Origin of the sequence: Pseudoalteromonas sp. P1-13-1a (assembly GCF_001401875.1) — a bacterium.
In the GTDB taxonomy this organism is placed as follows: domain Bacteria; phylum Pseudomonadota; class Gammaproteobacteria; order Enterobacterales; family Alteromonadaceae; genus Pseudoalteromonas.
Genome location: NZ_LKDV01000009.1, coordinates 16,063 through 38,983 on the forward strand (window position 1 = coordinate 16,063; position 22,921 = coordinate 38,983).

Annotated in this window: 25 protein-coding genes and 1 pseudogene; 19 read left to right on the forward strand and 7 right to left on the reverse strand. The window is 40.9% G+C overall.

Annotated features, from left to right (window positions below; genetic code table 11):
* The first annotated feature begins 80 nt into the window (after positions 1-80).
* Both AN391_RS07825 and hldE read left to right on the forward strand, forming a co-directional pair.
* Positions 81-671: an SIS domain-containing protein gene (locus tag AN391_RS07825; RefSeq protein ID WP_055014887.1), complete on the forward strand. Its 591-nt coding sequence runs from the start codon at positions 81-83 to the stop codon at positions 669-671.
* Positions 671-2,110, forward strand: a complete 1,440-nt coding sequence (hldE, locus tag AN391_RS07830) for a bifunctional D-glycero-beta-D-manno-heptose-7-phosphate kinase/D-glycero-beta-D-manno-heptose 1-phosphate adenylyltransferase HldE (protein ID WP_055014888.1) — start codon at positions 671-673, stop codon at positions 2,108-2,110. Before AN391_RS07825 ends, hldE begins: the two co-directional genes overlap by 1 nt.
* Before the next feature lie 96 nt (positions 2,111-2,206).
* On the opposite strand, the gene AN391_RS07835 is transcribed toward hldE, so the two are convergent.
* Positions 2,207-3,712 (reverse strand): capsule assembly Wzi family protein, encoded by a 1,506-nt coding sequence (locus AN391_RS07835; protein WP_055014889.1) that lies wholly within the window; start codon positions 3,710-3,712, stop codon positions 2,207-2,209.
* A gap of 211 nt (positions 3,713-3,923) precedes the next feature.
* Here AN391_RS07835 and AN391_RS07840 point away from each other — a divergent pair, with 211 nt between their 5' ends.
* Together AN391_RS07840 and AN391_RS07845 are read left to right on the forward strand one after the other, a co-directional pair.
* Entirely contained in the window at positions 3,924-4,997 is a 1,074-nt protein-coding gene (locus AN391_RS07840) for a hypothetical protein (RefSeq protein ID WP_055014890.1), read from the forward strand.
* Positions 4,994-6,076 carry a glycosyltransferase gene (locus AN391_RS07845; RefSeq protein ID WP_055014891.1) on the forward strand — a complete coding sequence of 361 codons (1,083 nt, stop codon included), beginning with the start codon at positions 4,994-4,996 and terminating at the stop codon, positions 6,074-6,076. The genes AN391_RS07840 and AN391_RS07845 overlap by 4 nt, the downstream gene beginning before the upstream one ends.
* Here the strand turns inward: AN391_RS07845 and AN391_RS07850 are convergent.
* Positions 6,059-6,787: a 3-deoxy-D-manno-octulosonic acid kinase gene (locus AN391_RS07850; protein WP_055014892.1), complete on the reverse strand. Its 729-nt coding sequence runs from the start codon at positions 6,785-6,787 to the stop codon at positions 6,059-6,061. The two genes, AN391_RS07845 and AN391_RS07850, sit on opposite strands and share 18 nt — an antisense overlap.
* Before the next feature lie 123 nt (positions 6,788-6,910).
* On the opposite strand from AN391_RS07850, the gene AN391_RS07855 reads away from it, so the two are divergent.
* The 6 genes from AN391_RS07855 (at position 6,911) to glpG (ending at position 12,173) form a co-directional block, all read left to right on the forward strand.
* On the forward strand, positions 6,911-7,972 hold the full coding sequence (locus tag AN391_RS07855; RefSeq protein WP_055014893.1) for a glycosyltransferase family 9 protein: 1,062 nt from the start codon (positions 6,911-6,913) through the stop codon (positions 7,970-7,972).
* Complete coding sequence (gmhB, locus tag AN391_RS07860; protein WP_055014894.1) at positions 7,969-8,532, forward strand: D-glycero-beta-D-manno-heptose 1,7-bisphosphate 7-phosphatase; 564 nt, start codon at positions 7,969-7,971, stop codon at positions 8,530-8,532. Before AN391_RS07855 ends, gmhB begins: the two co-directional genes overlap by 4 nt.
* Positions 8,533-8,700: 168 nt before the next feature.
* Positions 8,701-9,897 (forward strand): glycine C-acetyltransferase, encoded by a 1,197-nt coding sequence (locus AN391_RS07865; protein WP_055014895.1) that lies wholly within the window; start codon positions 8,701-8,703, stop codon positions 9,895-9,897.
* Between the two features lie 48 nt (positions 9,898-9,945).
* Positions 9,946-10,971, forward strand: coding sequence for an L-threonine 3-dehydrogenase (gene tdh, locus AN391_RS07870; RefSeq protein WP_055014896.1), 1,026 nt, complete (start codon positions 9,946-9,948; stop codon positions 10,969-10,971).
* Between the two features lie 66 nt (positions 10,972-11,037).
* On the forward strand, positions 11,038-11,355 hold the full coding sequence (glpE, locus tag AN391_RS07875) for a thiosulfate sulfurtransferase GlpE (protein ID WP_055014974.1): 318 nt from the start codon (positions 11,038-11,040) through the stop codon (positions 11,353-11,355).
* On the forward strand, positions 11,352-12,173 hold the full coding sequence (glpG, locus tag AN391_RS07880) for a rhomboid family intramembrane serine protease GlpG (protein ID WP_055014897.1): 822 nt from the start codon (positions 11,352-11,354) through the stop codon (positions 12,171-12,173). The genes glpE and glpG overlap by 4 nt, the downstream gene beginning before the upstream one ends.
* 2 nt (positions 12,174-12,175) lie before the next feature.
* On the opposite strand, the gene AN391_RS07885 is transcribed toward glpG, so the two are convergent.
* On the reverse strand, positions 12,176-12,574 hold the full coding sequence (locus AN391_RS07885) for a flagellar basal body-associated protein FliL (protein ID WP_055014898.1): 399 nt from the start codon (positions 12,572-12,574) through the stop codon (positions 12,176-12,178).
* A 154-nt stretch (positions 12,575-12,728) separates the two neighbouring features.
* On the opposite strand from AN391_RS07885, the gene AN391_RS07890 reads away from it, so the two are divergent.
* Together AN391_RS07890 and ubiA are read left to right on the forward strand one after the other, a co-directional pair.
* Positions 12,729-13,262 (forward strand): chorismate lyase, encoded by a 534-nt coding sequence (locus AN391_RS07890; protein ID WP_055014899.1) that lies wholly within the window; start codon positions 12,729-12,731, stop codon positions 13,260-13,262.
* On the forward strand, positions 13,259-14,137 hold the full coding sequence (gene ubiA, locus AN391_RS07895; protein WP_055014900.1) for a 4-hydroxybenzoate octaprenyltransferase: 879 nt from the start codon (positions 13,259-13,261) through the stop codon (positions 14,135-14,137). The genes AN391_RS07890 and ubiA overlap by 4 nt, the downstream gene beginning before the upstream one ends.
* A 62-nt stretch (positions 14,138-14,199) precedes the next feature.
* On the opposite strand, the pseudogene AN391_RS07900 reads toward ubiA, so the two are convergent.
* The 3 genes and pseudogenes from AN391_RS07900 to AN391_RS07910 form a co-directional block, all read right to left on the reverse strand.
* A pseudogene (locus tag AN391_RS07900) lies at positions 14,200-14,821 on the reverse strand (2OG-Fe(II) oxygenase).
* A gap of 244 nt (positions 14,822-15,065) precedes the next feature.
* Positions 15,066-15,950 (reverse strand): LysR family transcriptional regulator, encoded by an 885-nt coding sequence (locus tag AN391_RS07905; protein ID WP_055014901.1) that lies wholly within the window; start codon positions 15,948-15,950, stop codon positions 15,066-15,068.
* A 444-nt stretch (positions 15,951-16,394) separates the two neighbouring features.
* The gene (locus AN391_RS07910; RefSeq protein WP_055014902.1) at positions 16,395-16,832 is read right to left on the reverse strand and encodes a DUF2721 domain-containing protein; all 438 of its coding nucleotides are present in this window, start codon (positions 16,830-16,832) and stop codon (positions 16,395-16,397) included.
* Between the two features lie 83 nt (positions 16,833-16,915).
* On the opposite strand from AN391_RS07910, the gene AN391_RS07915 reads away from it, so the two are divergent.
* The 3 genes from AN391_RS07915 to tsaD are packed head-to-tail and all read left to right on the forward strand — an operon-like array spanning position 16,916 to position 18,900.
* Entirely contained in the window at positions 16,916-17,275 is a 360-nt protein-coding gene (locus AN391_RS07915; protein WP_055014903.1) for a DUF2007 domain-containing protein, read from the forward strand.
* Entirely contained in the window at positions 17,259-17,849 is a 591-nt protein-coding gene (locus AN391_RS07920) for a YjaG family protein (protein ID WP_055014904.1), read from the forward strand. The genes AN391_RS07915 and AN391_RS07920 overlap by 17 nt, the downstream gene beginning before the upstream one ends.
* 37 nt (positions 17,850-17,886) lie before the next feature.
* Positions 17,887-18,900, forward strand: a complete 1,014-nt coding sequence (gene tsaD, locus AN391_RS07925; RefSeq protein WP_055014905.1) for a tRNA (adenosine(37)-N6)-threonylcarbamoyltransferase complex transferase subunit TsaD — start codon at positions 17,887-17,889, stop codon at positions 18,898-18,900.
* 2 nt (positions 18,901-18,902) lie between these two features.
* Here tsaD and plsY read toward each other — a convergent pair whose 3' ends face one another.
* A complete protein-coding gene (gene plsY, locus AN391_RS07930) occupies positions 18,903-19,514 on the reverse strand; it encodes a glycerol-3-phosphate 1-O-acyltransferase PlsY (protein WP_055014906.1) in 612 nt (203 codons plus the stop codon).
* Between the two features lie 230 nt (positions 19,515-19,744).
* Between plsY and folB the strand changes: the two genes are divergently transcribed.
* The 4 genes from folB to mpl all read left to right on the forward strand — a co-directional run bounded on the left by folB (position 19,745) and on the right by mpl (position 22,921).
* Positions 19,745-20,104 (forward strand): dihydroneopterin aldolase, encoded by a 360-nt coding sequence (folB, locus tag AN391_RS07935; RefSeq protein ID WP_055014907.1) that lies wholly within the window; start codon positions 19,745-19,747, stop codon positions 20,102-20,104.
* Positions 20,105-20,593, forward strand: coding sequence for a 2-amino-4-hydroxy-6-hydroxymethyldihydropteridine diphosphokinase (folK, locus tag AN391_RS07940; protein WP_055014908.1), 489 nt, complete (start codon positions 20,105-20,107; stop codon positions 20,591-20,593).
* Positions 20,590-21,390, forward strand: coding sequence for an undecaprenyl-diphosphate phosphatase (locus AN391_RS07945; RefSeq protein ID WP_055014909.1), 801 nt, complete (start codon positions 20,590-20,592; stop codon positions 21,388-21,390). The genes folK and AN391_RS07945 overlap by 4 nt, the downstream gene beginning before the upstream one ends.
* A gap of 175 nt (positions 21,391-21,565) precedes the next feature.
* Positions 21,566-22,921: a UDP-N-acetylmuramate:L-alanyl-gamma-D-glutamyl-meso-diaminopimelate ligase gene (gene mpl, locus AN391_RS07950; RefSeq protein ID WP_055014910.1), complete on the forward strand. Its 1,356-nt coding sequence runs from the start codon at positions 21,566-21,568 to the stop codon at positions 22,919-22,921.

The following is a 22,921-nucleotide window of genomic DNA, read 5'->3' on the forward strand; positions in this document are numbered from 1 at the left end:
AAAATACACACAACTAAATAAAACTATGGAATAATGGATTTAATTTTTTCCTGCCATTTCAGTTCCTAGAGGAATTTTTCATGTCAATTATCGATTCTGTGGCAACAAGCTACGTTGAAAGTTTAAACCGTCATCAAGCCTTATTTGAAACGATGGAGGCTTATCATCAAGAGTCTATGCAATTATTAGAAGCGTGCCACAGTGCATTGCAAGCTGGTGGTAAGGTTATTTGGTTTGGTAACGGTGGCAGTGCAGCTGATGCGCAGCATTTAGCAGCTGAGTTTGTAGTGCGTTATAAATTAGAGCGTGGCCCATTAGCTTCTATCGCACTCACTACAGATACCTCAATCCTGACTGCGCACAGTAACGATTACCACTTTGATACGGTATTTGAGCGCCAAGTTCAGGCTTTATGTAAACCTGAGGATTTAGTGATTGGTTTAACAACCTCAGGTACCAGCGCCAATATTAATCTAGCGCTTGAAGCAGCCAACAAAATTGGTGCATTTACAGTTGCCTTAACCGGACGCGAGGGCGGTAAAGTAAAAGACATTGCTAAATTGCCCATTATTATAAAAAATGATGAAACAGCCCGTATCCAAGAGGCACATATGTTTATTGGTCATTGGTTGTGTGAAGCCATCGATATGGTTGTTGCGGAGCAGCAGTAATGGATTTATCGCTATTAAAAAACTTATCTAAAGCGCGTATTTTAGTTGTGGGCGATGTTATGCTAGACCGTTACTGGTATGGCGATACAGGACGTATTTCGCCTGAGGCTCCGGTACCGGTTGTAAAAGTAAGTAAGTTTGAAGATAAAGCAGGTGGCGCTGCCAATGTGGCAAAAAACATTGCTAGACTTGATGCAAAAGTAGGGCTACTTGGTTTAATTGGTGAAGATGAAAGCGGGCAAATTTTAGAAACCATTTTAAAAGGTGAGAAAATAAGTTCTCAACTTGTGAGTGTTTGTGATTTACCGACTATTTCTAAAATGCGTGTTATTAGCCGCCATCAACAACTTGTGCGCCTAGATTTAGAAGAAACCTTTAGCGAGCAGCATAGCCAGCTGTTATTAAACCGCTTAGAGCTAGTACTTGATGAATACGACTTTGTGGTATTTTCTGATTACAGCAAAGGCTCGTTAAGCTTAATTAAGGAGATGGTGAGCGTTGCTAAAGCCGCAGGTAAAACTGTACTGATTGATCCTAAGTCGCCCGATTTACACTTATACGAAGGCGCAGACTACATTACCCCAAATTTACACGAGTTCAATTTAGCAGGTGGTAAAACAGGCTCTGAAGAAATTTTAGCGCAAAGCGCCCGTGAACTAATTAGCAAAAATGGTATTAAATCCATGCTACTTACACGCTCAGAGCAGGGAATGTCATTAATTAATGCCGATGAAAAACATGACTTTGCGGCTCAGCAGTTAGAAGTAAGCGATGTAACTGGCGCAGGCGATACTGTTATAGCCACGCTTGCCGTGATGCTCGGTGCAGGTATGGCCCCCAAAGATGCGGTAGAAATTGCCAATTTAGCGGCAGGCATTGTAGTAAGTAAATTGGGTGCGGCAACAGTGTCACCAGAAGAGCTAAGCCAAAAGCTTGGCCAATACTTACACACCAATGGCGAGCACTACCAAACGCCGTTTGACGATGTACTGCAACATATTGAATTTGCTAAGCAAAACGGCGAAACGATAGTGTTTACCAATGGCTGTTTTGATATTTTACACGCAGGCCACGTACGCTATTTAGCACAAGCCAAAGCGCGCGGGGATAGGCTCGTTGTGGGGCTAAACAATGATGATTCAATTACGCGTTTAAAAGGCCCTGAACGCCCGATAAACCCACTTGATGAGCGCGCAATGGTGTTAAGTGCACTTGCCTCTGTTGATTGGGTCATTCCCTTTGGCAGCGAGGATGAAAAAGACACACCGGCTAAATTAATCGAGCAAATAAGCCCCGATATTTTAGTTAAAGGGGGGGATTACACTGTAGAGCAAATAGCAGGGGCTGATCATGTGCTACGCCATGGCGGTAAAGTAGAAGTGCTGACATTTTTAGATGGTTGTTCTACATCTAAAGTAATTAGAAAAATTAAGCAATAACATTTGCTTAGCGAACAAAAAAGGGTTGAAAACTGCGTTTTCAACCCTTTTTTGTTCTAAATACTAACTTCTAAATGCTATTTTTAAATATAGGGTTTAAAAATTATATTCGTATTTAGCAAACGCTGAAGTGTCGTTTTCAGCGCCATCATTGTTTGATGCAAAAGCACCGAGCGTTAAGCGCCCACCCATTGCAAGTTGTCTGTAACGAAGCTCAACTTGTTTTGAGTTATAACCAGTTTTGGTAATTGTATTACCTAAGTCTGGGTTGTTAGGGTAGCGATCGCGATTATCGCTGTTGTAATCAACGCTACGCAGCTTTACTTGCCAGTCATCGCCATTTGAAAGTTGGCCAAGTAGTGTTAACACGACTGACTGTGCATCGTTATCATAGGTTGAGCCAATAGTGCGGCCATGGTAACGATAGCCCGAATTATAATCTGAGTGTTCGTAGTAGCAGTTTTCATTGGTTGACTCGGCCGAGCACGATACACCTGTGTCTATGTATTCAACGTTAACGAGCACATTTTGATTGTAAATGCGCTGCGTAGTTTGTACGCCAAATAAGTATGCTCTGTCGGCTGGTTTAAATTGCGAGCTGGCATCTTCGCCAATTGTACTTGCGTAAATGGCATAAGGATGACTAAATAAAGTGTCAGACCAACGCACATCTATGCCAGCAAGCTGATTACCGATTTTAGACTCTAGGGAACTATCGCAATTTTCATTGCCATCAATACAATTTGTTTGCCCAGTAATTACATCAATAAAATCACCTGCCGAGCTTGGTTGGCCTTCGCCAGCCCACTGTGCAGACCAACTTAAAGCAACTTCAAGCTGTTGAATCGGGCGAAAGTTAACACGGCTACTCCAAAGTAATGCATCAGGAATAACGCGGGTTGATTCCAGCTTTGCCATTTGCGCGGTAAAGCTCCATTGGCCAAGCCAACTTAACCAAGGCGTTTCAAACGCTGTGCTTTGCTCACGGGTTACACTCAGTGCTGGCAGTGGCTTTGCATTACCTGACATAATTAAGCTGTTATCAACACCCGGGCCCCAAAACTGCTCTACGGCACCGGCTCTAAAAATCCAATTGCCTAAGCGGTAGGCTAAGTAGCTATCGTCAAATGAGGTATCGTTACACTCTTCAAGCGCCTGTTCGTTAGTGGCTATATCATTGGTTGTTTTGCCATCAACTAAGCATTGTTTACCATCGTTTCGGTAATTAACGGCTACCTTTGCTGCAAAGTTATCGCCTAGGTAGGCGTAGGCCGCAGAAAGCTCAGACTCCTGTGTGTTGGTTGCTCCAAAGCTGGTGGCTATAATTGGGTCTGATGCAGCAAACGCTGAGAGTTGTACACTGTGCGAGCTACTGTTTTCTGACTTATAACGATGTTTTACACGAAGTAATGCATCTTGCAGGCTGGGAGATAAAAGCTCAAGCTTGCTCGATTCTAACTCCCCAATAAAACTTTTCCACATTAGCGGGTAGGTGGTTACAGGCGCTAAAATAACACCGGCATCAGCCAGCTGTTGTATATCGGCTCTGAGTCCGTAATCGTCTGGCTTTACCCAGGGCTCTGCTGTTACTGATGCGCTCATAGCGCAAAAAAGAGAAGAGAGTAGAAAAATTCTGTTTCGCAAAGTTCAGATCCTTGTGATTAAGATTACGACTAAGTTTACCAATCTAGCAAGCCTATTGCAGTAAATAATTTATTTTATGGCGTTAAATTTGTGTATAAAAATGTAACCTAGCTATCGTAAAAACTATGGGGTTGGTATACTGCTGCGCAAATAGGAAATAGAGAATGCAATGAGCAACAAACGACTTTTATTCATACCCGTATCATCGCCACAAGGAATAGGCGAATACATGCGCTCGTTGTTGCTAGCTCAAAGCTTAGAAAGTGAATGCCCAGGTTCACTTAGTATCCATTTTGTTTTAAATAAACACACGGCCTACGCTAAAAACTGCCCATTTGATGCCACCTTGCTTGAGCGCTCTGCAACTAAAGAGCGCGATAAAGTGTGTGAAGTTATCGCTGATTTTAAACCTGACATTGTTATATTTGACTGTGCAGGGCGCGCAGCTCACATGAAAGCGGCCAAAAAAGTGGGCGCCAAAGTGGTGTTTATTTCTCAACATGCCAAAAAAAGAGCGAAAGGGTTAAAGCTTAACCGTATTAATTTAATTGATAGCCATTGGGTGGTACAGCCCGATTATTGCATTGAACCTCTGAGCTGGGCTGAAAGAGCTAAAATAGATATGTTTTCTTTGGCTATGCCTAAAAATGTGGGCCCTTACATAGCATTTTCATCAGCGTGCGATACCAAACAGGTGTTAAAAAAATATCAGCTTGATGAACAAGGCTACTTTATTGTGAGTGCAGGCTCTGGCGGCCACATGCTAGATAACCAAAACTGTGCAGATGTATTTTTTGCCGCCGCAGAGCAGGTTTCATTACAAACAGGGTTAAAAGCAGTGGTGGTATTTGGCCCTAACTATAATAAAGCGTTGCCAGTATCAAATGCGGTTTTAAATTTAAATACGCTAGAAAATAGTGAGTTTTTGTCGCTTATGGAACAAGCAAAGTTCGCACTGTTAAGTGCTGGCGACACCCTATTGCAAGCCATTGCGGTTAAAACACCTGCTGTAGCCTGTGCTATTTCAAAAGATCAAACACAGCGCTTAGCAAGTTGCACCACAACCGGTGTGGTAATTAAAGCGAACTTTGAAATTCAAGACATAGTAAATAAAGTCAGTGCTTTGCTAATAGAGCCTGATTTTAACCAGCTATTAGAAAAATACGCTTTGCTTGAAAGCACGCATAGCTATGAAGAAATAACGCAAGGGGTTAAAAGCATGCTAATGGTTGCCGATAGATGAATATAGTGATTGTAATAGACTCGTTAGCGGGTGGCGGCGCCGAAAAAGTGATGCTAACCCTTGCTCAGCAGTTAATAAAAGCGCATAGCGTGACTATTTTATCGCTGGCTAATAAATATGAATACACTATCCCTGCGAGTATTAAGGTTGAAAGTTTGTTCACCGATAAAGCCACTAAAGTGGATCGTTTTTGGAAAATAAATAAAAGTGTAGCAAAGCTAGAAGCGTGGTTTAATAAAAAACAAAAACAAACTGGCCCCATAGATTTAGTACTTAGCAATTTAGACAGAAGCAATAACTTATTGGCTAAAAGCCAGATTAAAAATGTTCACTTTGTTATGCATAACTCTGTTAATGCAGAGCTTGCTAGGCAAAAAAAGTTAGGCCCGCTATCTTATCACTACCTTAAAAAGTCAAAGCAAAACTTAAACGGAAAATCTTTGGTGTGCGTGTCTAAAGGGGTAGAGCACGAAATTACTCAAGGGCGTTTAATTAGCCCAAGCGCCATCACCACTATTTATAATCCCTTTAATTTAGAGGATATAAAGCGGCTCTCAAATGAGGTGAATGCGCAAATTCCGCAATCGCCGTATATTATTCATGTAGGGCGGTTAGCTAAACAAAAGCGCCATGATATTTTATTTGCGGCATTTGCAAAGCTTGATAAAAAATACAAATTAGTCCTTCTATGCAATAAGCCTAGTAAAGCATTTAAGCTTGCCAAAGCGCATGGTATTGAGGAGCAACTTATAGTGCCTGGGTTTGAACAAAATCCGTATAACTGGATAAAGCAGGCCGAGGCGTTAGTTTTAAGCTCTGATTTTGAAGGGCTCCCCACTGTGTTAATTGAGGCACTCGCTGTGGGTACGCCAGTGGTAAGTACTAACTGCACGTTTGGGCCGAGTGAAATTTTAACAAACGACTTAGCCAAATATTTAGCGCCGGTAGGGAATAGCGATGAGCTAGCAGCTAAAATTGAGCTGGTTTTAAACACTAAGCCTAATGTAGCTAATGCCGATATTTTACAAAAGGTAACGGCCGACCAAGTTGCTAAGCAATACCTAGCTTTGTGTGGTTAACTGGCTTTTATAAAGCGTTAATAATGTTTGCCAGTCATTATCTTGCCAATAAAATGCGTTGTTGCGTCCTTGCTCTTTTAAAAATGAGCGCTCTAAACGAGCCATATTACTTTGTTGCCACTGTTTATTTAATGGTTTTATTTCACCGCGATCAAAGTCGATAATATAAACGTCACCCGTTTCATTAAATAAAATATTATTTATATTTAAATCCGCGTGATACACGCCTTTTGAGTGAAAGAGAGCCACAGTACTGGCAATGCGCTTTAGCTCATCGCCCGTTATTGGGCGTTCAATTAAGATATCGAGCAGGCTTTTAGCCCCTTTTATAGCCTCAGTAATTATATCACCACGATAAATTAAGCCTGTGGTTGTTACTTTAGCGGCAATGGGTTTTGGCACATTTAAACCAAGCTCAATAAGCCTTATCATTAAGCTGAACTCTTTATACACGCGGGTGCTTTCAAGGCCAGGGTAAAGGTATTGATCGCTTAATAACTTACCCACTAAACCACCTCGCCAGTAGTGTCTAAGTACAGCGGTTAAATTATCGTGTTTAAAAAACCAGGCTGTGGCACGGCCTTTTTTAGCGCCGACTATTTTATTTTGTTGTTGCCAGTAACCTGCATCAAACCAATTTAAATTAACCTCGTTAGTATAATCGGGGTGGCTTAAAATAGTGTGTTTGCCTTGCGTTAGTGTTTTAAACATAGCTCGTTAAAGTAATTCAATAATACGTGTATATTAACGTGTTTTATAGCGCAGCATAAGTGCTTGCATTAGCGCGAGTATAATTTAAGATCGCAGTCTATTATTTAAAGCCAAATGGAACGCATGACTCAAGTGCCTAATTACTCCTCAATTTGTATTTTAAGACTCTCTGCCATTGGTGATGTTTGTCATGCTGTTAGTGCTGTACAAGCGATTCAAAAAACACACCCCAATGCAAAAATAACCTGGGTTATGGGCAAAGTAGAGGCTATGTTGCTTGCCGACTTACCTGGGGTTGAGCTGGTGGTTTTTGATAAAAAACAAGGTAAAGATGCACTTAAAAAATTAAAACATTCTTTTAAAGGGCAACAGTTTGATGTGCTACTTAATATGCAAGTTGCATTAAGAGCTGGCTTTGTTGCGCGCTGTATTCCGGCTAAAGTGAAAATAGGCTTTGATTGGGCTCGTTCAAAAGAATTACACAGCTTGTTTATAAATAAACGAATAGCCCCACAAAAAGAAGCGCATGTGTTAGAGGGGTTTAAAGGCTTTGCGCAGGCCATTGGTGTTAAAAACTATTCACCTACCTGGGATATGCCTTATACCTTAGCGGATGAGAGAAAAGCAGATGAGTTGTTAGGGCCTGCGTATTTGTCAGGTAAACTATTGGTGATATCGCCTGCGGCCAGTAAAGCCCAGCGCAACTGGCTGCCTGAGCGCTACGCAGCGCTTGCTGATTACGCGCATGATCAGGGCTTTAACGTGGTACTAACGGGCGGCCCAACTGAGCTTGAGATTAATTTAGCTAACCAAATTATAAAACACAGTCACTGCACTATTTTAAACTTAGTAGGTAAAACAAAACTTAAAGAGCTGCTATGTGTGCTTAAGCGCGCTGATATAGTACTCGCTCCCGATACTGGCCCTGCACATATGGCGGTAACGGTAAGTACGCCGGTTATTGGTTTATATGCGCATTCTAATCCTGCACGTACAGGCCCTTATTTATATCAAGACTATGTAGTTGAGGTATATCATCAAAATCTGCTAAAGCAAACGGGTAAAACAGCGCAACAATTGCCTTGGGGGACGCGCGTTAAGGGCGATGACTTAATGAGCCAAATAACCGTAGACAGTGTTAAAGCTATGTTTGACCATGTGGTACAAAAAGAGCTTATCAAATGAGTGTACAAGAAAAAAACAAAGCGCTTTTTTTAGACCGCGATGGCGTGGTAAATATTGATCATGGCTATGTATATCAAAGTGAAAAATTTGAATTCATAGAGGGTGTGTTTAGTGCCTGTAAAGCATTTTATGATGCAGGTTATAAAATTATTATAGTGACTAATCAATCGGGAATAGGCCGTGGTTACTACACTGAAGAAGACTTCTTAGCGTTAACACAGTGGATGAAAACTCAATTTAGTGAGCATAATATTAAAATTACAGATGTGTACTTTTGCCCGCACCACCCCAAAAAAGCGCTAGCGCAATATTTAAAACAATGTCAGTGCAGAAAACCAGCGCCAGGTATGCTGTTACAAGCTATGCAAGAGCATAGTATTCACCCTTCTAGCAGTGTTATGGTGGGGGATAAACTCAGCGATATGCAAGCGGCAGAAAAAGCACATATTGCAACGCGTGTTTTGGTGCGTTCAGGCCAGCATATAGATGAAAGTGCCAAACAACATGCTGATCTCGTGATTAACTCGATACGTGATTTACCGACAGTTATCACTCTTTAGATTGAGCCTTCTTATTCATCTGTAAAGTGGCAGGAGTTCCTGCCAATTCGGGTGTTTGCGATGAACTGCAAACCGTGCATTTTACGCGTTAAACTTTTACAATACATCCCATCATAAACAGTGGCTTTAATGTTGTTGTTTACCCGTTCATTTAATTGGAGACTACAGATGAGAGCATCTGCTTTTTTTAGCCAACTACAAGAGCAAATCGAAGACGTTAAAGCGCAAGGTTTGTATAAAAGTGAGCGTATTATTACCTCGCAGCAACAAGCTCAGATAGAGGTTGCGTCTGGCGATAAAGTTATTAATTTTTGTGCTAACAACTACTTAGGTTTAGCAAATAGCCCAGAATTAATTAAAGCTGCGCAAGATGGTTTAGACGACCATGGCTTTGGTGTTGCCTCAGTACGTTTTATCTGTGGCACGCAAGATATCCATAAAACACTAGAGCAAAAAATTAGTGAGTTTTTAGAAACCGAAGACACCATTTTATATTCGTCTTGTTTTGATGCTAACGCGGGCCTATTTGAAACTATTTTAGGCGCTGAAGATGCTATTATTTCTGACTCTCTCAATCACGCATCAATTATTGATGGTGTTCGCTTATGTAAAGCTAAACGCTTTCGTTATGCTAATAACGACATGGTGGATCTTGAAAAACAATTAATTGCAGCTGATGAAGCCGGCGCTAAAACAAAATTAATAGCCACCGACGGCGTGTTTTCAATGGATGGTGTAATTTGTAACCTTGAGGCTGTGTGCGATTTGGCTGATAAGTACGATGCATTAGTAATGGTTGATGACTCGCATGCAGTAGGCTTTGTTGGCGAAAATGGTAAAGGCACCCCTGAGTACTGTAATGTGCTTGACCGTGTAGATATTATTACCGGTACGCTAGGTAAGGCGCTGGGCGGTGCATCAGGCGGTTATACATCGGGTAAAAAAGAGATTGTTGAATGGCTGCGTCAGCGTTCTCGTCCTTATTTATTTTCAAATTCCTTAGCGCCTTCAATTGTGACAGCGTCTATTAAAGTGCTCGAAATGCTTGAAAATGGTGGCGAGTTACGCGCTAAACTTTGGTCTAATGCAAAATATTTTCGTGAGCAAATGGAAGCTGCTGGCTTTACTTGTGCGGGTAAAGATCATGCCATTATTCCTGTCATGCTTGGCGATGCAAAAGTAGCGTCACTAATGGCAGACAAGCTACTTGCAGAAGGCATTTATGTAACTGGGTTTTCGTTCCCCGTTGTGCCAAAAGGTCAAGCGCGCATTCGTACACAAATCTCTGCTGCACATAGCATTGAACAGCTAGATACCGCTATTGCAGCCTTTACCCGTATTGGTAAAGAAATGGGTGTAATTTAAATTTTTATAAGCCGAGGTCAGTCCTCGGTTTTTAGTTGAGTGTTAACTATGAAAGCATTATCTAAATTAAAAGCAGAGCCGGGTATCTGGATGACAGATGCGCCAAAGCCTGAAGTTGGCCATAACGATTTACTTATTAAAATTCGTAAAACGGCAATTTGCGGCACCGACGTTCATATTTACAAATGGGACGAATGGGCGAGTAAAACTATTCCTACGCCTATGGTTGTTGGCCACGAATACGTAGGTGAAGTGGTTGATATGGGCCAAGAAGTACGCGGCTTTGCTGTGGGTGATCGCGTATCTGGCGAAGGTCATATTACCTGTGGGCATTGTCGCAACTGTCGTGCTGGTCGTGTACATCTATGCCGAAATACCACCGGCGTGGGCGTTAACCGTGAAGGTGCATTTGCAGAGTACTTAGTGATTCCTGCCTTTAATGCGTTTAAAATTCCCGACAATATTTCTGATGAGTTGGCGTCTATTTTTGACCCGTTTGGCAATGCAGTGCACACTGCTTTATCGTTTGATTTAGTGGGCGAAGATGTACTTATTACGGGAGCAGGGCCAATTGGTATTATGGCAGCAGCCGTAGCGAAGCACGTGGGGGCTCGCCATGTTGTGATTACCGATGTTAACGAATACCGTCTTGAGCTTGCGCGTAAAATGGGCGCTACTCGTGCCGTTAACGTTGCCAATGATAAGTTAGAAGATGTAATGAATGACCTGGGCATGACAGAAGGTTTTGATATAGGCCTTGAAATGTCAGGCGTACCAAGCGCATTCAATTCTATGCTAAATAACATGAACCACGGTGGTAAAATTGCCATGTTAGGCATTCCACCTTCAGACATGGCAGTAGATTGGAACCAAGTAATTTTTAAGGGCTTAGTAATAAAAGGTATATATGGCCGCGAGATGTTTGAAACTTGGTACAAAATGGCAAGTTTGATTCAGTCTGGTCTTAATTTAGATCCAATTATTACGCATCAGTATTCTGTAGATGACTTCCAAGCTGGCTTTGATATGATGATCTCAGGTCAGTCAGGAAAAGTAATTTTAAACTGGGATTAATTCTACAAAATTACAAGAAGGGCGGCTGTGGCCGCCTTTTTTTATTTAATTTATAAAGAGATTTTAATGGCTTTTAAACATATATCTATAGAACAAACACATGAGCTACTTGATAAAGAAGACGTAGTAATTGCAGATATACGCGATCCTAACTCGTACCAAGCAGGGCATATCCCTGGCTCTGAAGCGCTTTCAAATGCCAATATAGCTCAATTTATGATGGAAAAAGAGTTTGATCAGCCCATTATTATTGTTTGCTACCACGGTATGAGCTCACAAGGAGCGGCGAGCTACCTAGTCGAGCAGGGTTTTGAAGATGTTTACAGCATGGATGGTGGCTTTACTGCTTGGGAAGCGGCTTACAGCGAGCAAGTAGAGCGATGATTGAATTAGGTAGCTTAAATAACCCACGCGCTGCGCAAGGGTTTATAGACTACTTAAAAAGCCAAGGCTTAGAAGGGCAGTTACACTCACCTGATGGCAGCAATGTGGTTATAAGCGTTAAGCCTGAACATTTTCATCAGGTGCAACCGCTATGGGCTGAGTTTGTACAAAACCCAAATCATCAGCGCTATCAACAAGCCTCTTGGGATGTTGGCAGCACACAATCTGGCTTAACGTACCAAGGGCAGTCGCTTAATTTAGTGGCGCGCTTTAAAGCACTAAGCTGGCTGAATAAAACCGTCAGTATTGTAAGCGTTGCTATTTACTTTGCATTTTTATTGGGTGGTTTTGAGCAAATATACACTGCTTTGCAGTTTAACCCGAGCCAACCACTGAACTGGTTTACGCCGGCACTTGTTCATTTTAGTGCAATGCACATTGTATTTAACCTAATTTGGTGGATGTCGCTTGGCGATAATATTGAAAAACAATGCGGTAAGCTCAGTTTAGTCGGATTATTTGTGGTTACTGCACTGATTAGTAACTGGGCCCAGTTTATAATAGTGGGCCCCAATTTCGGCGGGTTAAGCGGTGTTGTGTATGGGTTATTGGGCTTTTGTTGGATTCACGGCTATTTAAACCCTAAGCAGCCTGCGCTAGTGAGCACAGCGATTGTTGGCTTTATGTTAATTTGGCTAATACTTGGCTTTGCAGATGTTTTATTTGTTGGTATGGCTAATTGGGCACATTTAGGTGGGCTTTTAAGCGGCATGGCTTACGCCGTAACCGCTCATTTATTTAATGCTAAAAAAGCGTGAGCTTAGTGGTATAAGTACTTAGTAAATAATACTTCACGGATAATCTCTTGGCCTGTTTCTTCTTTTAACAGGCTTTTTAATTTTTCAGCACACTTTGCTCTAATTTCTTCACGCCCAGTAAGCGACTTTATTTTTTCTTCAGGCTCTTTTGAGAGTATTTCTACTAATGCATCGCGTAAAAGTGGAGTGTGATGCTCTACAATTGCAATGTCTGCGTTATTGCTAAGCATTAAGTCTATAGTCACGCGTACATAGCCCATTTTCTTACTTGAGGCACCTATGTAATTGGTAATTATATCTGGCTCAAAACCAAAATAACCCACTGTGGATTGTGCTTTTGCCCAGAAGCTAAAACAGCTTAGGCATAGTGCTAAAAAACCTGCGTATACTATTTTTTTCATCTTTAGTGTGTTTCCATTTTCTTAATACAAATAGTTTATACTTAATAGCGCTTAATAAACAGCTTCTACAATTATTTATCGGCAGTAAAACATCACTTTTTCAAATGCTTTGGCAATGTTATCATCGTCTCGGTTTTTATTTTATTGAGCTATTGTGATTACATTTCCGCTTTCTATATCTGCCAATTGGCAATGTGCATCTTTGGTAAATAACTTATCTGAGTTAGAACAAGAGTGGCTATTTGAGCCACATTCGTTAACCGCTAAATTGAAAAGTAATGCACAAAGTTTTAGTGTAAAAGTGCTTAATGAGCAAACTTTTACTTTAAGCGATGCACAGCAGCAATTACTTGGTTCAAACACAAATAAAGCACTTAAGCGTGAGGTGCTTTTATTGTGTGACAATGCACCTATGGTGTATGCCCAAAGCTGGCTGCCAAGTACACAAACAACACTGCATAATATGGGGGCACGCCCTTTAGGCGATGTTATTTTTCAACACCCTGAACTTACCCGCAGCAATATTGAAGTAGGACGCTTTGACTCAGAGCATGCACTGCAGTCACTTGTTAAAGAGTTGAATTTAACCATGCGCCCGTTACTAGGCCGCCGTAGTGTGTTTTCTATTAATGATTACCACTTTTTAGTGTGCGAAGTATTTTTACCCGGAGCCTATTTGTACTCATGAAATTAGCCCCTTTGCAATTACAGCATAGCCCTTTTTATATTCAACTTATGCGCGTTGATAAGCCTATAGGTACATTATTATTACTGTGGCCTACTTATTGGGCGCTATGGCTTGCAAACAATGGTATGCCTAGTCTAGTTAACTTTATTGTATTTACCTTAGGCGTAATTGTTATGCGCAGTGCTGGCTGCGTTATAAATGATTTTGCTGATAGAAAAATAGACGGCTCAGTTAAGCGTACAGCAGGGCGTCCTTTAGCCACCGGACAAGTAAGTGCCGGTGAAGCATTGAGTTTATTTGTATTACTCATAGCCATCGCCTTTGTACTAGTATTGCTACTTAGCATCAACACTATTTTATTGTCGTTTGGGGCGTTGGCACTGGCTTTTTGCTACCCATTTATGAAACGTTATACGCACCTTCCACAGGTGGTCTTAGGCGCTGCATTTGGTTGGGCAATACCTATGGCATATATGGCATCAATTGACACATTGCCGCTGCAGGCATGGCTGTTATTTACCGCAAATATTTGTTGGACGGTAGCGTACGATACTATGTATGCCATGGTCGACAGGGATGATGATTTAAAAATAGGGGTTAAATCTACTGCTATTTTGTTTGGTAAATACGACCGTCACATTATATTTTTATTAAACGCAAATTTTATAGCGCTGTTGGCACTTATTGGCTTAATTAATCAGCTAGGCTTGGCGTTTGTTGCTGGTTTATGTACTGCCGCTGGGTTACTTATTTATCAGCAAGTGCTTATTCATAAACGTGCGCGTGATGCATGTTTTAAAGCGTTTTTAAATAATCACTATGTTGGATTAGCCATTTTTATTGGCTTGTTCTTGTCATTTGTATTTGCGCGTTAATTTCATCTCAACGTTATTAATTTAACCTCAGCATAGCCACTAGTTGTTGTGGCTATGTTTTTTTATCGTGGCGGGTCAATTACCCCACTTATTGACGCGTTCTTTCTAAACCAGCCAGTAATAGAGTAACGCTCATTAATGGCAGGTAATACCTCGTGTGCAAATCGCTCGCTTTCAAACATAACGAGTGTCCCTGCGGTGGGTTTAATTATTATTTCTATGTGGTTACTTTTTGGTTTGTATATAACAAGCTCGCCACCTTGCTCGGGCGTATTTAAATAAAGTACTGTTGTAAATACGCGGTTAGAACGCCCTTTAAACGCATCTAAGTGCTTTTTATAAAAATCCCCATTTGTATATTTTGCATAATGGCATTCGTAGTCAAATAACCCCATAAAAAAACTGACGATTAAATGTTGTTTTTATACTTTCCATTAGAGTTTGATAAGTTAGTTGGGCTTGAGAGCTGCCATCAAACCAATAGGTTTTATCTTTACGGATAGTTTTATCTATTTTTAAATCGTTTAAGCGGCCAATACCTGCAAGGCTAAAATGCGGGTTTATACGGTGGCAATTGGTCATTAAACTCTCTACTAGCTCATTAATAAGTGCGTTAGGGATAACAACATAGCCGTGGGTTTTTATTGCATCTAAATAAACATCAGGACTAAAAAGTGTGTTCATTCATGTCAGTTGATTAAAAAAGGTGCGACAGTGTAGCCTAAAAAAATTTAATAGCTAATGGTTTGTGCTGCGCTACTAAAGCAAATAAAAAACCTCCCACGTAAGCATATAAACGAAAAGTGCTTTTGAGGTTAGGCTGCTGTGCTGCAGGCCTTAGCAAAAAGAAGAGTAGAACAGTGAAATATTGACTAAACGGGCTGCCCTTAAAAGCTTAAGGGCAGCGCTGAATGCTATTTTCCTTGGATTAATTAATCGCGGTAGATGCTTTTTTGATAAGCGATAATAAATGGTCAATGTGTTCGCCAACCGCTGCTTGTTGACTTGTTTGTACAACAAGTTGTTCGTGGCTTAAGTCTTTATTTGTTTTTAACTGTACAAGCTCTGTGTGCTCAGCAAGCGTATTGGCGTGTTCAATACTTGCAATAGCAAAGTGATCTGACTTAACCAGCCCTGACATTACTTGCTCAATGCTACCTACTTTAATACTCGCTGATTTGTTGAGCATATCGATAGCTTCGTTAAGCATGCTTTGAACTTGTTTAGACTGAGAAAAACAGCCATACATAGGGTAACTGTCTAGGTCGTGTTTGCTGATATCGCTTTTATTCGCTAGCGGGTGGTGTTTAGAAACAAACAACACCAGTTGGTCCGGTAGGTGTATGTCGCTGCCGATGCTATTAATAGCCTGCGAATAAACACTAATATCAATTTCACCCTCTTGGAGCTTTCTTGCAAGTTCATGTTGTTCTTGCAATTGCATTTCTATTTTTACATGTGGGTATTGCGCTAAAAACTGTCCGCATGATACGGGCACTACACTACTGGCTTTATTGGTATAGCCAATCACTAATTTTTCATCTGAATTGCCATTAACAGATTGAGAAATTCTTTTTTTTGTATGCTCAAGTTCGGCAAGGGTGTTTTTGGCGTAATCAAGAAACAGCTCACCTTCGGGTGTTAATTTGACTGAACGGGTTGAGCGTTTCACCAGTTCGTACCCCATTTCGTCTTCTAAGGTTTGAATGCTACGTGTGAGCGCTGATGTGCTTATTTGAGTTTGTTCGGCTGCTTGTCTGAAGTGGCGTAGCACACCAAGCGCTACAAATTGTTCTAACTGTTCAAATCTCACTTTATAGTCCCTTTTTATAAGTAAGTCGCGTGTGCCGCGAACATCAATAATATTAGATTCAAGCGCTTATAAGCGAAGCCTAATATATAACTGTGTTTGCAAATTTATGACATATTTGCCTCAGCATATCCCTCTTTTAGTATTATTTAAAGAGCAGACGCATTTAAAAGTATTACCAATTAGGCTTAGTTATAGTGATTTATTACTCTATTTTAAACTAAGTTAAATGAGCAAGTAATATTAAATACAACAACTTAGGCTCTTTGTAGCGTACAAAAGTAATACTTTAGACATAATTTAGCATCAATTAATAAAAAAGTATGCCAGAAAAAAGGCTATACGAAAATCTTACTTAGTGATTTGTAATGATATGATGCATAGCAACTTAAAGTATCAAGTCTGCCAATACTTTTTTATTGTTTATGGTTTTAGAAAAATAAACCGCTAAGACTTATTATTTTTATTCGTAAAGTTTTTAGTTATGCGGCTACTGAGGGGCTTATCTTCAATACTTTGTAGCTCTATCTCTATAGCGTCGCACGAAATATGAATTTCAAATAACGACGTTAATAACGACAGGCTTAAGCACGCTAAGCTTACTCCAAATAAAATAATGCCCGTGGTATTAAATTCAATAAATAAGGCAAACATCGATAGCGTACATAATAAAAAAGAGGCTACACCATATACTTGCATGGTGCGTATTAGCTTGATGCGTTTTCTTAAGTTCGTTATTTGCGCTACGACTACGGGGCGAATAGACTCGCCTTCTCTTGAATTTAGTTCTCGGATTAATTGCGCTAATACTAAAAAGCGGTTTGTGTATGCAAGAAGCAGCAGTGAGATTGCTGGGAAAAGTAAACCTGGGGTAGTAAGTGTCATTGTTATGTCCTAAAAAGTTACCTGCTATACACTTTAGTAGAGTATCGTAGGATATTGTAAACATAAAATAATTGAGGTGATAATTGCAAAATATTAATACTCATAATACGCACCAAGCCTTTCAGTGGGTAACGATCTACAAAGCAGATAACACATTAGAGGCAAATATAATCAAAGGGCTGTTATTAAGCGCGGGAATTGAGTGCCAAATTCAAGGTGAAATGCTTCAAGGCGCCTTGGGCGAAATTCCCTTTGAACAAACCCAAGTTAGTGTGCAGGTTTATTCGATAAAAGAGCGCCACGCGCGCGAAATATTGGTAAACTACCAACAAGTAAAACAATCCGCTCCAGATTGGGTATGCCCTAACTGTAATGAGCATAATGGATCAACATTTGATTTTTGTTGGTCATGTGAGACGTTAAGAAATGACAAAAGCGAATAACTTTCAACGTATTAGAGAGCTAAACTACTTACAAAAAGCGGTGTTAGCAAGTGCTTTAATTGAGCGTATGTTACCTAATTATGGTTTATTTAGTGAAGCCACCGGTTTTGGTGATGCAGCCTTATTACGCAGTGCGTTAAATGTTTGCTGGGAAAAAATATTACTACCCAAAAGTAAAATAGATCTCGAAAAACAAGTAGAAAAAATTGAGCCAAATGTCCCCGAGCTTGCCGACTTTGATATGTTTGGCACTTACCCCGCAATAGATGCTGCTACCTCGCTTTTAAGCCTAATGCATGGTTTGATGGGGCAAGACGAGCAAGAATTTATTAGCGTTAGTAAAATATCCCAAGCTACAGTGGCGCGTTTTATTGAATACCAAATGACAGTTGAAGGTGAAGTAGCCGATAATAAAGCCGTACGAGAACACCCATTAATGCAATATGAAATTGAAGTATTGAGTGAGCTAATCGACTTTGTAGAAAATATGGGCCGCGTAACTTCTGAAAACGTGAAGGCACTAAAAAAACAAGCTATTGCAGATGGGCAAACCAACATTGGCTTGGCGTTATAATACATTAAGTAAAGTTTAAAAAGGCAGGAGAAGTACAGTGCGAATTTTAGGCATTGAGTCATCGTGTGATGAAACCGGTATTGCAATTTACGATGATGAAAAAGGCTTATTGGCTCACCAGTTATACAGTCAAGTAAAAGTACATGCAGATTATGGTGGTGTCGTACCTGAGCTTGCATCGCGCGATCACGTTCGTAAAACACTGCCACTTATTGATGCTGCGTTTGCTCAAGCGGGGTGCGGCCCTGAAGATTTAGATGGCATTGCATACACTGCAGGCCCTGGTTTAGTAGGGGCGTTATTGGTAGGCACCTCTATTGGCCGCTCTTTAGCCTATGGCTGGGATATTCCAGCTGTAGCCGTACATCACATGGAAGGGCATTTACTTGCGCCTATGCTTGAAGAAAATGTGCCAGAATTTCCCTTTATTGCGTTGCTCGTATCGGGCGGTCATACCATGATGGTAAAAGTCGCCGGTATAGGTCAGTACGAAGTATTAGGTGAGTCTGTTGACGATGCTGCTGGTGAAGCATTTGATAAAACGGCTAAGCTGTTAGGGCTTGATTACCCTGGCGGCCCTCGATTAGCTAAAATGGCTGAGCAAGGTGTTGCAAAACGGTTTGTTTTTCCACGCCCGATGACCGACAAGCCTGGTCTTGATTTTAGCTTTAGTGGTCTAAAAACTGCGGCTTCTATCGCGATTCGCGAAAGTGATGATGATGCACAAACCAAAGCAGATATCGCCCATGCGTTTCAAACCGCAGTGATTGATACACTAGTTATTAAATGTAAGCGTGCCCTTAAACACACTGGGATAAAACGTTTAGTGATTGCTGGTGGAGTGAGTGCTAATACACAGCTGCGTTTACAGCTTGAGCGTGTTATGCAGGGCATGAAAGGACAAGTTTACTACCCGCGTACTGAGTTTTGTACAGATAATGGCGCAATGATTGCCTACGCCGGTATGCAGCGCTTAAAAGCCGGCCAATTTGCCACCCTCGACATGAAAACCAAACCGCGTTGGCCAATAGACAGCTTAGAAGCGATTTAGCATTAATTATTATTTTTTTTATCAGTGGGCGCTTTTTTAGCGCCCACTTTTGGTTCTTCCCCTTTAAAAAGGCGAATAATATTAGTGCGATGACGAAATATAATTAGCACGGTAATAAAGGTTACCGGTAGGGTGTAAAGCGGTTTAATCAACCACGTATACAGTGGCGCAAGCGACACCGTGACCAAGGCGCCTAATGAAGAAAAGCGGGTCACAGCAACTACAATAATCCAGGTACTTATTAATAGCCCCGCCAGCGATAAACCAATCGGCAATAATGAGCCAAATGCAGTGGCTACCGCTTTACCGCCTTTAAAACTAAAAAATAGTGGGTACATATGCCCTAAACATGCGGCGACGGCGACCAAACCAAGTGATAAGGGGGTTAAATCTAAAAAATAAGCGCCCCATACGGGGATGGTGCCTTTTAAAATATCAAATATTAATACTAAGCACGCAGGAAAAGGCCCACCTAAACGGTACACATTAGTGGCGCCAGGGTTATTTGAACCGCTGTTGCGAGGGTCTGGCAGTTTGAATAGCCGAGACACTAATATGGCCGATGAAATCGACCCTAATAAGTAGGCTAAAACAAACAGTAAAATGGCTAACACAAAGTCCCTTATTTTTTAATTGCTATACCCATCGATAGCACTTTTACGCTATTATTGGCGGCACAATTTATCGTGAAAATTATTAACTGCTGTATTTTGCAGTTAATCTAGCTATATGGCTATTGTAGAAGTAATTTTTACATATTTAAACACTGCTTAAAGCATATACAGTATTAATTTAATCAATGCATTGTATGTTTTGAGGGTGTTTATAGTTATTTGGAGTATCAATGGATAAGGTTTTTATATCTCAACTACACGTCGACACCATTATTGGCGTATACGACTTTGAAAAAGAAAGTAAACAAAGCCTTTATTTTGATATTGAAATGCTCAGCGATATAAAGCCTGCAGCAGCAAATGATGACATAAATTTAGCACTGGATTACGCAAAAGTAAGTGAACGGGTGATTGAACACGCTACGGCTAAGCCGGTTGAGCTACTTGAAACCTTGGTAGAGCAATTAGCGACTATTATATTAACCGAATTTAATACACCCCAAGTAACAATTAGAGTGAGCAAACCAGCCGCTGTGGCGCAAGCAAACACGGTAGGTGTAGAAATAACACGCACTAAGGCAATGAGCTAAATGGCGCAAATTTATATCAGCCTAGGCTCAAATATAAACAAAGCGCATTATATTCGTTGTGCGCTTGATGCGCTCAAGCAACATTTCACAGATATTGTGCACTCATCTGTGTTTGAAAGCGAAGCGGTAGGGTTTAAAGGTAATAACTTTTATAACTCGGTGGTGGCTGCTACCACATCAATGCCGCTTGAACGTGTATGTAAATTATTAAAACAAATTGAGCGTGATAACGGGCGTAAAGCGGACGATAAAAAATTTAGTCCCCGTACGCTCGATTTAGATCTACTTTTTTACGATGACGTTATTTGCGACTCGCCAGCACAATTACCTCGCGATGAAATTACTAAAAACGCTTTTGTGCTTCAGCCTCTTTGTGAAGTAGCCCCCAATTTTTATCACCCCGTTGCAAAGCAAACCATTGCTGCGATATGGAGTGAGTATAATAACCCTCAACAAAAACTATGGAAGGTGGAGTTTTCTAACCCATGAGTATTTTAGAAATAATTATTTTAGCCCTGATACAAGGATTTACTGAGTTTTTACCTATTTCGAGCTCCGCTCACTTAATTTTACCCTCGCAAATTTTGGGGTGGGAAGACCAAGGCCTTGCTTTTGATGTAGCTGTACATGTTGGTACGTTGATAGCGGTTGTTATTTATTTTCGTAAAGAAGTGGCTGATATTCTTAGCGCCTGGTTTAAATCGTTTGGTACTCAAGGTACCACCGATGACAGTAAACTTGGCTGGTGGATTATACTGGGGACTGTACCAGCTGCGATACTAGGCTTATTGCTAAAAGACATTGTTGAGCTGTACCTGCGCAGTGCCTGGGTTATAGCGGCCACGACTATTATTTTTGGTTTATTACTTTGGTACGCCGATGCCAAAGGTAAGCAAATGAAAACAATTTACCAGCTTAACTGGAAAACAGCGCTGCTTATTGGCTTTGCTCAAGCGGTGGCGATGATCCCAGGAACTTCTCGCTCAGGCATTACCATGACAGCGGGTTTATTGCTGGGCATGAACAAACAAAGCGCAGCCCGTTTTTCGTTTTTACTTGCTATACCTATTATTTCTATGATGGGCCTTTATTACACAATAGAGCTGGCTTTAGGCGAGCATGTAGTTGATTGGAGTACATTAATTTTAGGTGTAGTCCTTTCGTTTTTATCGGCGTACGCCTGTATTTTCATGTTTTTAAAAGTGATAGAACGAATGGGTATGCTGCCGTTTGTAATTTATAGATTGTTACTGGGTGTTGGTTTAATTGTATTTTTAACGCTGTAATTTAAATTAATACGAACAAGCCCTCTTACTTAGGTTGGAGGGCTTTTTTATTTTGATAACGCAGATTTAGCATCAATGAATTGACGAGACGCGCGTAGTCATTAAGCCTAAAATTTGGCATTATAGCGCCATAAAACTTCACAGACGTGCGAAGTACCAAAGGATTTAAAAAGTTATGCATATTCATATATTAGGCATTTGCGGCACCTTTATGGGCGGTATTGCGGCGATTGCTAAATCACTTGGCCATAAAGTAACTGGCTCTGATCAAAATGTTTACCCGCCGATGAGCACTCAACTTGAGCAGTTAGGTATAGAGCTAACCCAAGGTTACGATGTTGCACAGTTAGAGCCTGCGCCTGATATAGTTGTTATTGGTAATGCCATGAGCCGAGGTAACCCCTGTGTAGAGTATGTGTTAGATAAGGGCTTACCGTATACATCGGGGCCAGAGTGGCTTAAACATAACCTGTTGCAAAATGCTTGGGTGCTTGCGGTGGCTGGCACGCATGGCAAAACCACTACCGCAAGTATGCTGGCGTGGATATTAGAGTATGCAGGCTTAAAGCCAGGGTTTTTAATTGGTGGCATAGTACAAAACTTTGGTGTGTCAGCTAAAGTGGGTGAAACGCCCTTTTTTGTAATAGAAGCGGATGAATACGATACTGCGTTTTTTGATAAGCGCAGTAAATTTGTACATTACCTACCACGAACGCTCATTTTAAATAACCTTGAGTTTGATCACGCCGATATTTTTGAAGATTTAAACGCAATAAAAAAACAATTTCATCACTTAATGCGTACATTACCTCACAGTGGCAAAGTGATTTGGCCTAAAGACGATTTAGCGCTTAATGATGTTATTAAGCAAGGGCTCTGGAGCGAAAGCGAAACCCTAAATGGTGATTGGCATTATGACTTATTAAGCGCTGATGGTAGTCAATTTAATGTGCTTTTAAACAATGAACTTCAAGGCACAGTTAATTGGCAGGCAATAGGCGAGCATAATGTTAAAAATGCCATTATGGCTATCGCGGCAGCGCGCCATGTTGGTATAGCCGTAGATCATAGCATTGCAGCGCTTGAAGAGTTTATTAGCCCTAAACGGCGTATGGAGCTTAAAGCCGATATAAATAACATTAAAGTGTACGACGATTTTGCACACCACCCAACAGCAATAAAAACCACCCTTGCGGGGTTACGTGCAAAAGTGGGCGATGAAAAAATTATTGCTATTTTAGAGCCTCGCTCAAACACCATGAAGATGGGTGTACACCAACATACGCTACTTGCTTCGTTAAGTGATGCCGATGACGTGCTGCTATTTGAGCCAGATAACCTAAATTGGTCTCTAAAAGCGCAAGCCGATAATGCCGGTATGCAGTGTTTTAATAGTACGCAAATGATTATTGACACTGTGCTTGAAAATATCATGCCAAATCAGCACATATTAATTATGAGCAATGGCGGCTTTAATGGCTTACATCAACACTTAGTTGATGGTTTAGCTAAAAAATACAGCGGAGAATAA

Excerpts from the sequence above, each read along its gene's own strand:
- AN391_RS07840 (WP_055014890.1), top strand. The coding sequence starts at position 3,924 with ATGAGCAACAAACGACTTTTATTCATACCCGTATCATCGCCACAAGGA.
- AN391_RS07910 (WP_055014902.1), bottom strand. The coding sequence starts at position 16,832 with ATGACACTTACTACCCCAGGTTTACTTTTCCCAGCAATCTCACTGCTG.
- gmhB (WP_055014894.1), top strand. The coding sequence starts at position 7,969 with ATGAGTGTACAAGAAAAAAACAAAGCGCTTTTTTTAGACCGCGATGGC.
- AN391_RS07945 (WP_055014909.1), top strand. The coding sequence starts at position 20,590 with ATGAGTATTTTAGAAATAATTATTTTAGCCCTGATACAAGGATTTACT.
- mpl (WP_055014910.1), top strand. The coding sequence starts at position 21,566 with ATGCATATTCATATATTAGGCATTTGCGGCACCTTTATGGGCGGTATT.
- glpE (WP_055014974.1), top strand. The coding sequence starts at position 11,038 with ATGGCTTTTAAACATATATCTATAGAACAAACACATGAGCTACTTGAT.
- folB (WP_055014907.1), top strand. The coding sequence starts at position 19,745 with ATGGATAAGGTTTTTATATCTCAACTACACGTCGACACCATTATTGGC.
- AN391_RS07865 (WP_055014895.1), top strand. The coding sequence starts at position 8,701 with ATGAGAGCATCTGCTTTTTTTAGCCAACTACAAGAGCAAATCGAAGAC.
- AN391_RS07920 (WP_055014904.1), top strand. The coding sequence starts at position 17,259 with ATGACAAAAGCGAATAACTTTCAACGTATTAGAGAGCTAAACTACTTA.
- AN391_RS07825 (WP_055014887.1), top strand. The coding sequence starts at position 81 with ATGTCAATTATCGATTCTGTGGCAACAAGCTACGTTGAAAGTTTAAAC.
- folK (WP_055014908.1), top strand. The coding sequence starts at position 20,105 with ATGGCGCAAATTTATATCAGCCTAGGCTCAAATATAAACAAAGCGCAT.
- AN391_RS07845 (WP_055014891.1), top strand. The coding sequence starts at position 4,994 with ATGAATATAGTGATTGTAATAGACTCGTTAGCGGGTGGCGGCGCCGAA.
- ubiA (WP_055014900.1), top strand. The coding sequence starts at position 13,259 with ATGAAATTAGCCCCTTTGCAATTACAGCATAGCCCTTTTTATATTCAA.
- AN391_RS07850 (WP_055014892.1), bottom strand. The coding sequence starts at position 6,787 with ATGTTTAAAACACTAACGCAAGGCAAACACACTATTTTAAGCCACCCC.
- hldE (WP_055014888.1), top strand. The coding sequence starts at position 671 with ATGGATTTATCGCTATTAAAAAACTTATCTAAAGCGCGTATTTTAGTT.
- AN391_RS07835 (WP_055014889.1), bottom strand. The coding sequence starts at position 3,712 with ATGAGCGCATCAGTAACAGCAGAGCCCTGGGTAAAGCCAGACGATTAC.
- AN391_RS07855 (WP_055014893.1), top strand. The coding sequence starts at position 6,911 with ATGACTCAAGTGCCTAATTACTCCTCAATTTGTATTTTAAGACTCTCT.
- AN391_RS07885 (WP_055014898.1), bottom strand. The coding sequence starts at position 12,574 with ATGAAAAAAATAGTATACGCAGGTTTTTTAGCACTATGCCTAAGCTGT.
- glpG (WP_055014897.1), top strand. The coding sequence starts at position 11,352 with ATGATTGAATTAGGTAGCTTAAATAACCCACGCGCTGCGCAAGGGTTT.
- tdh (WP_055014896.1), top strand. The coding sequence starts at position 9,946 with ATGAAAGCATTATCTAAATTAAAAGCAGAGCCGGGTATCTGGATGACA.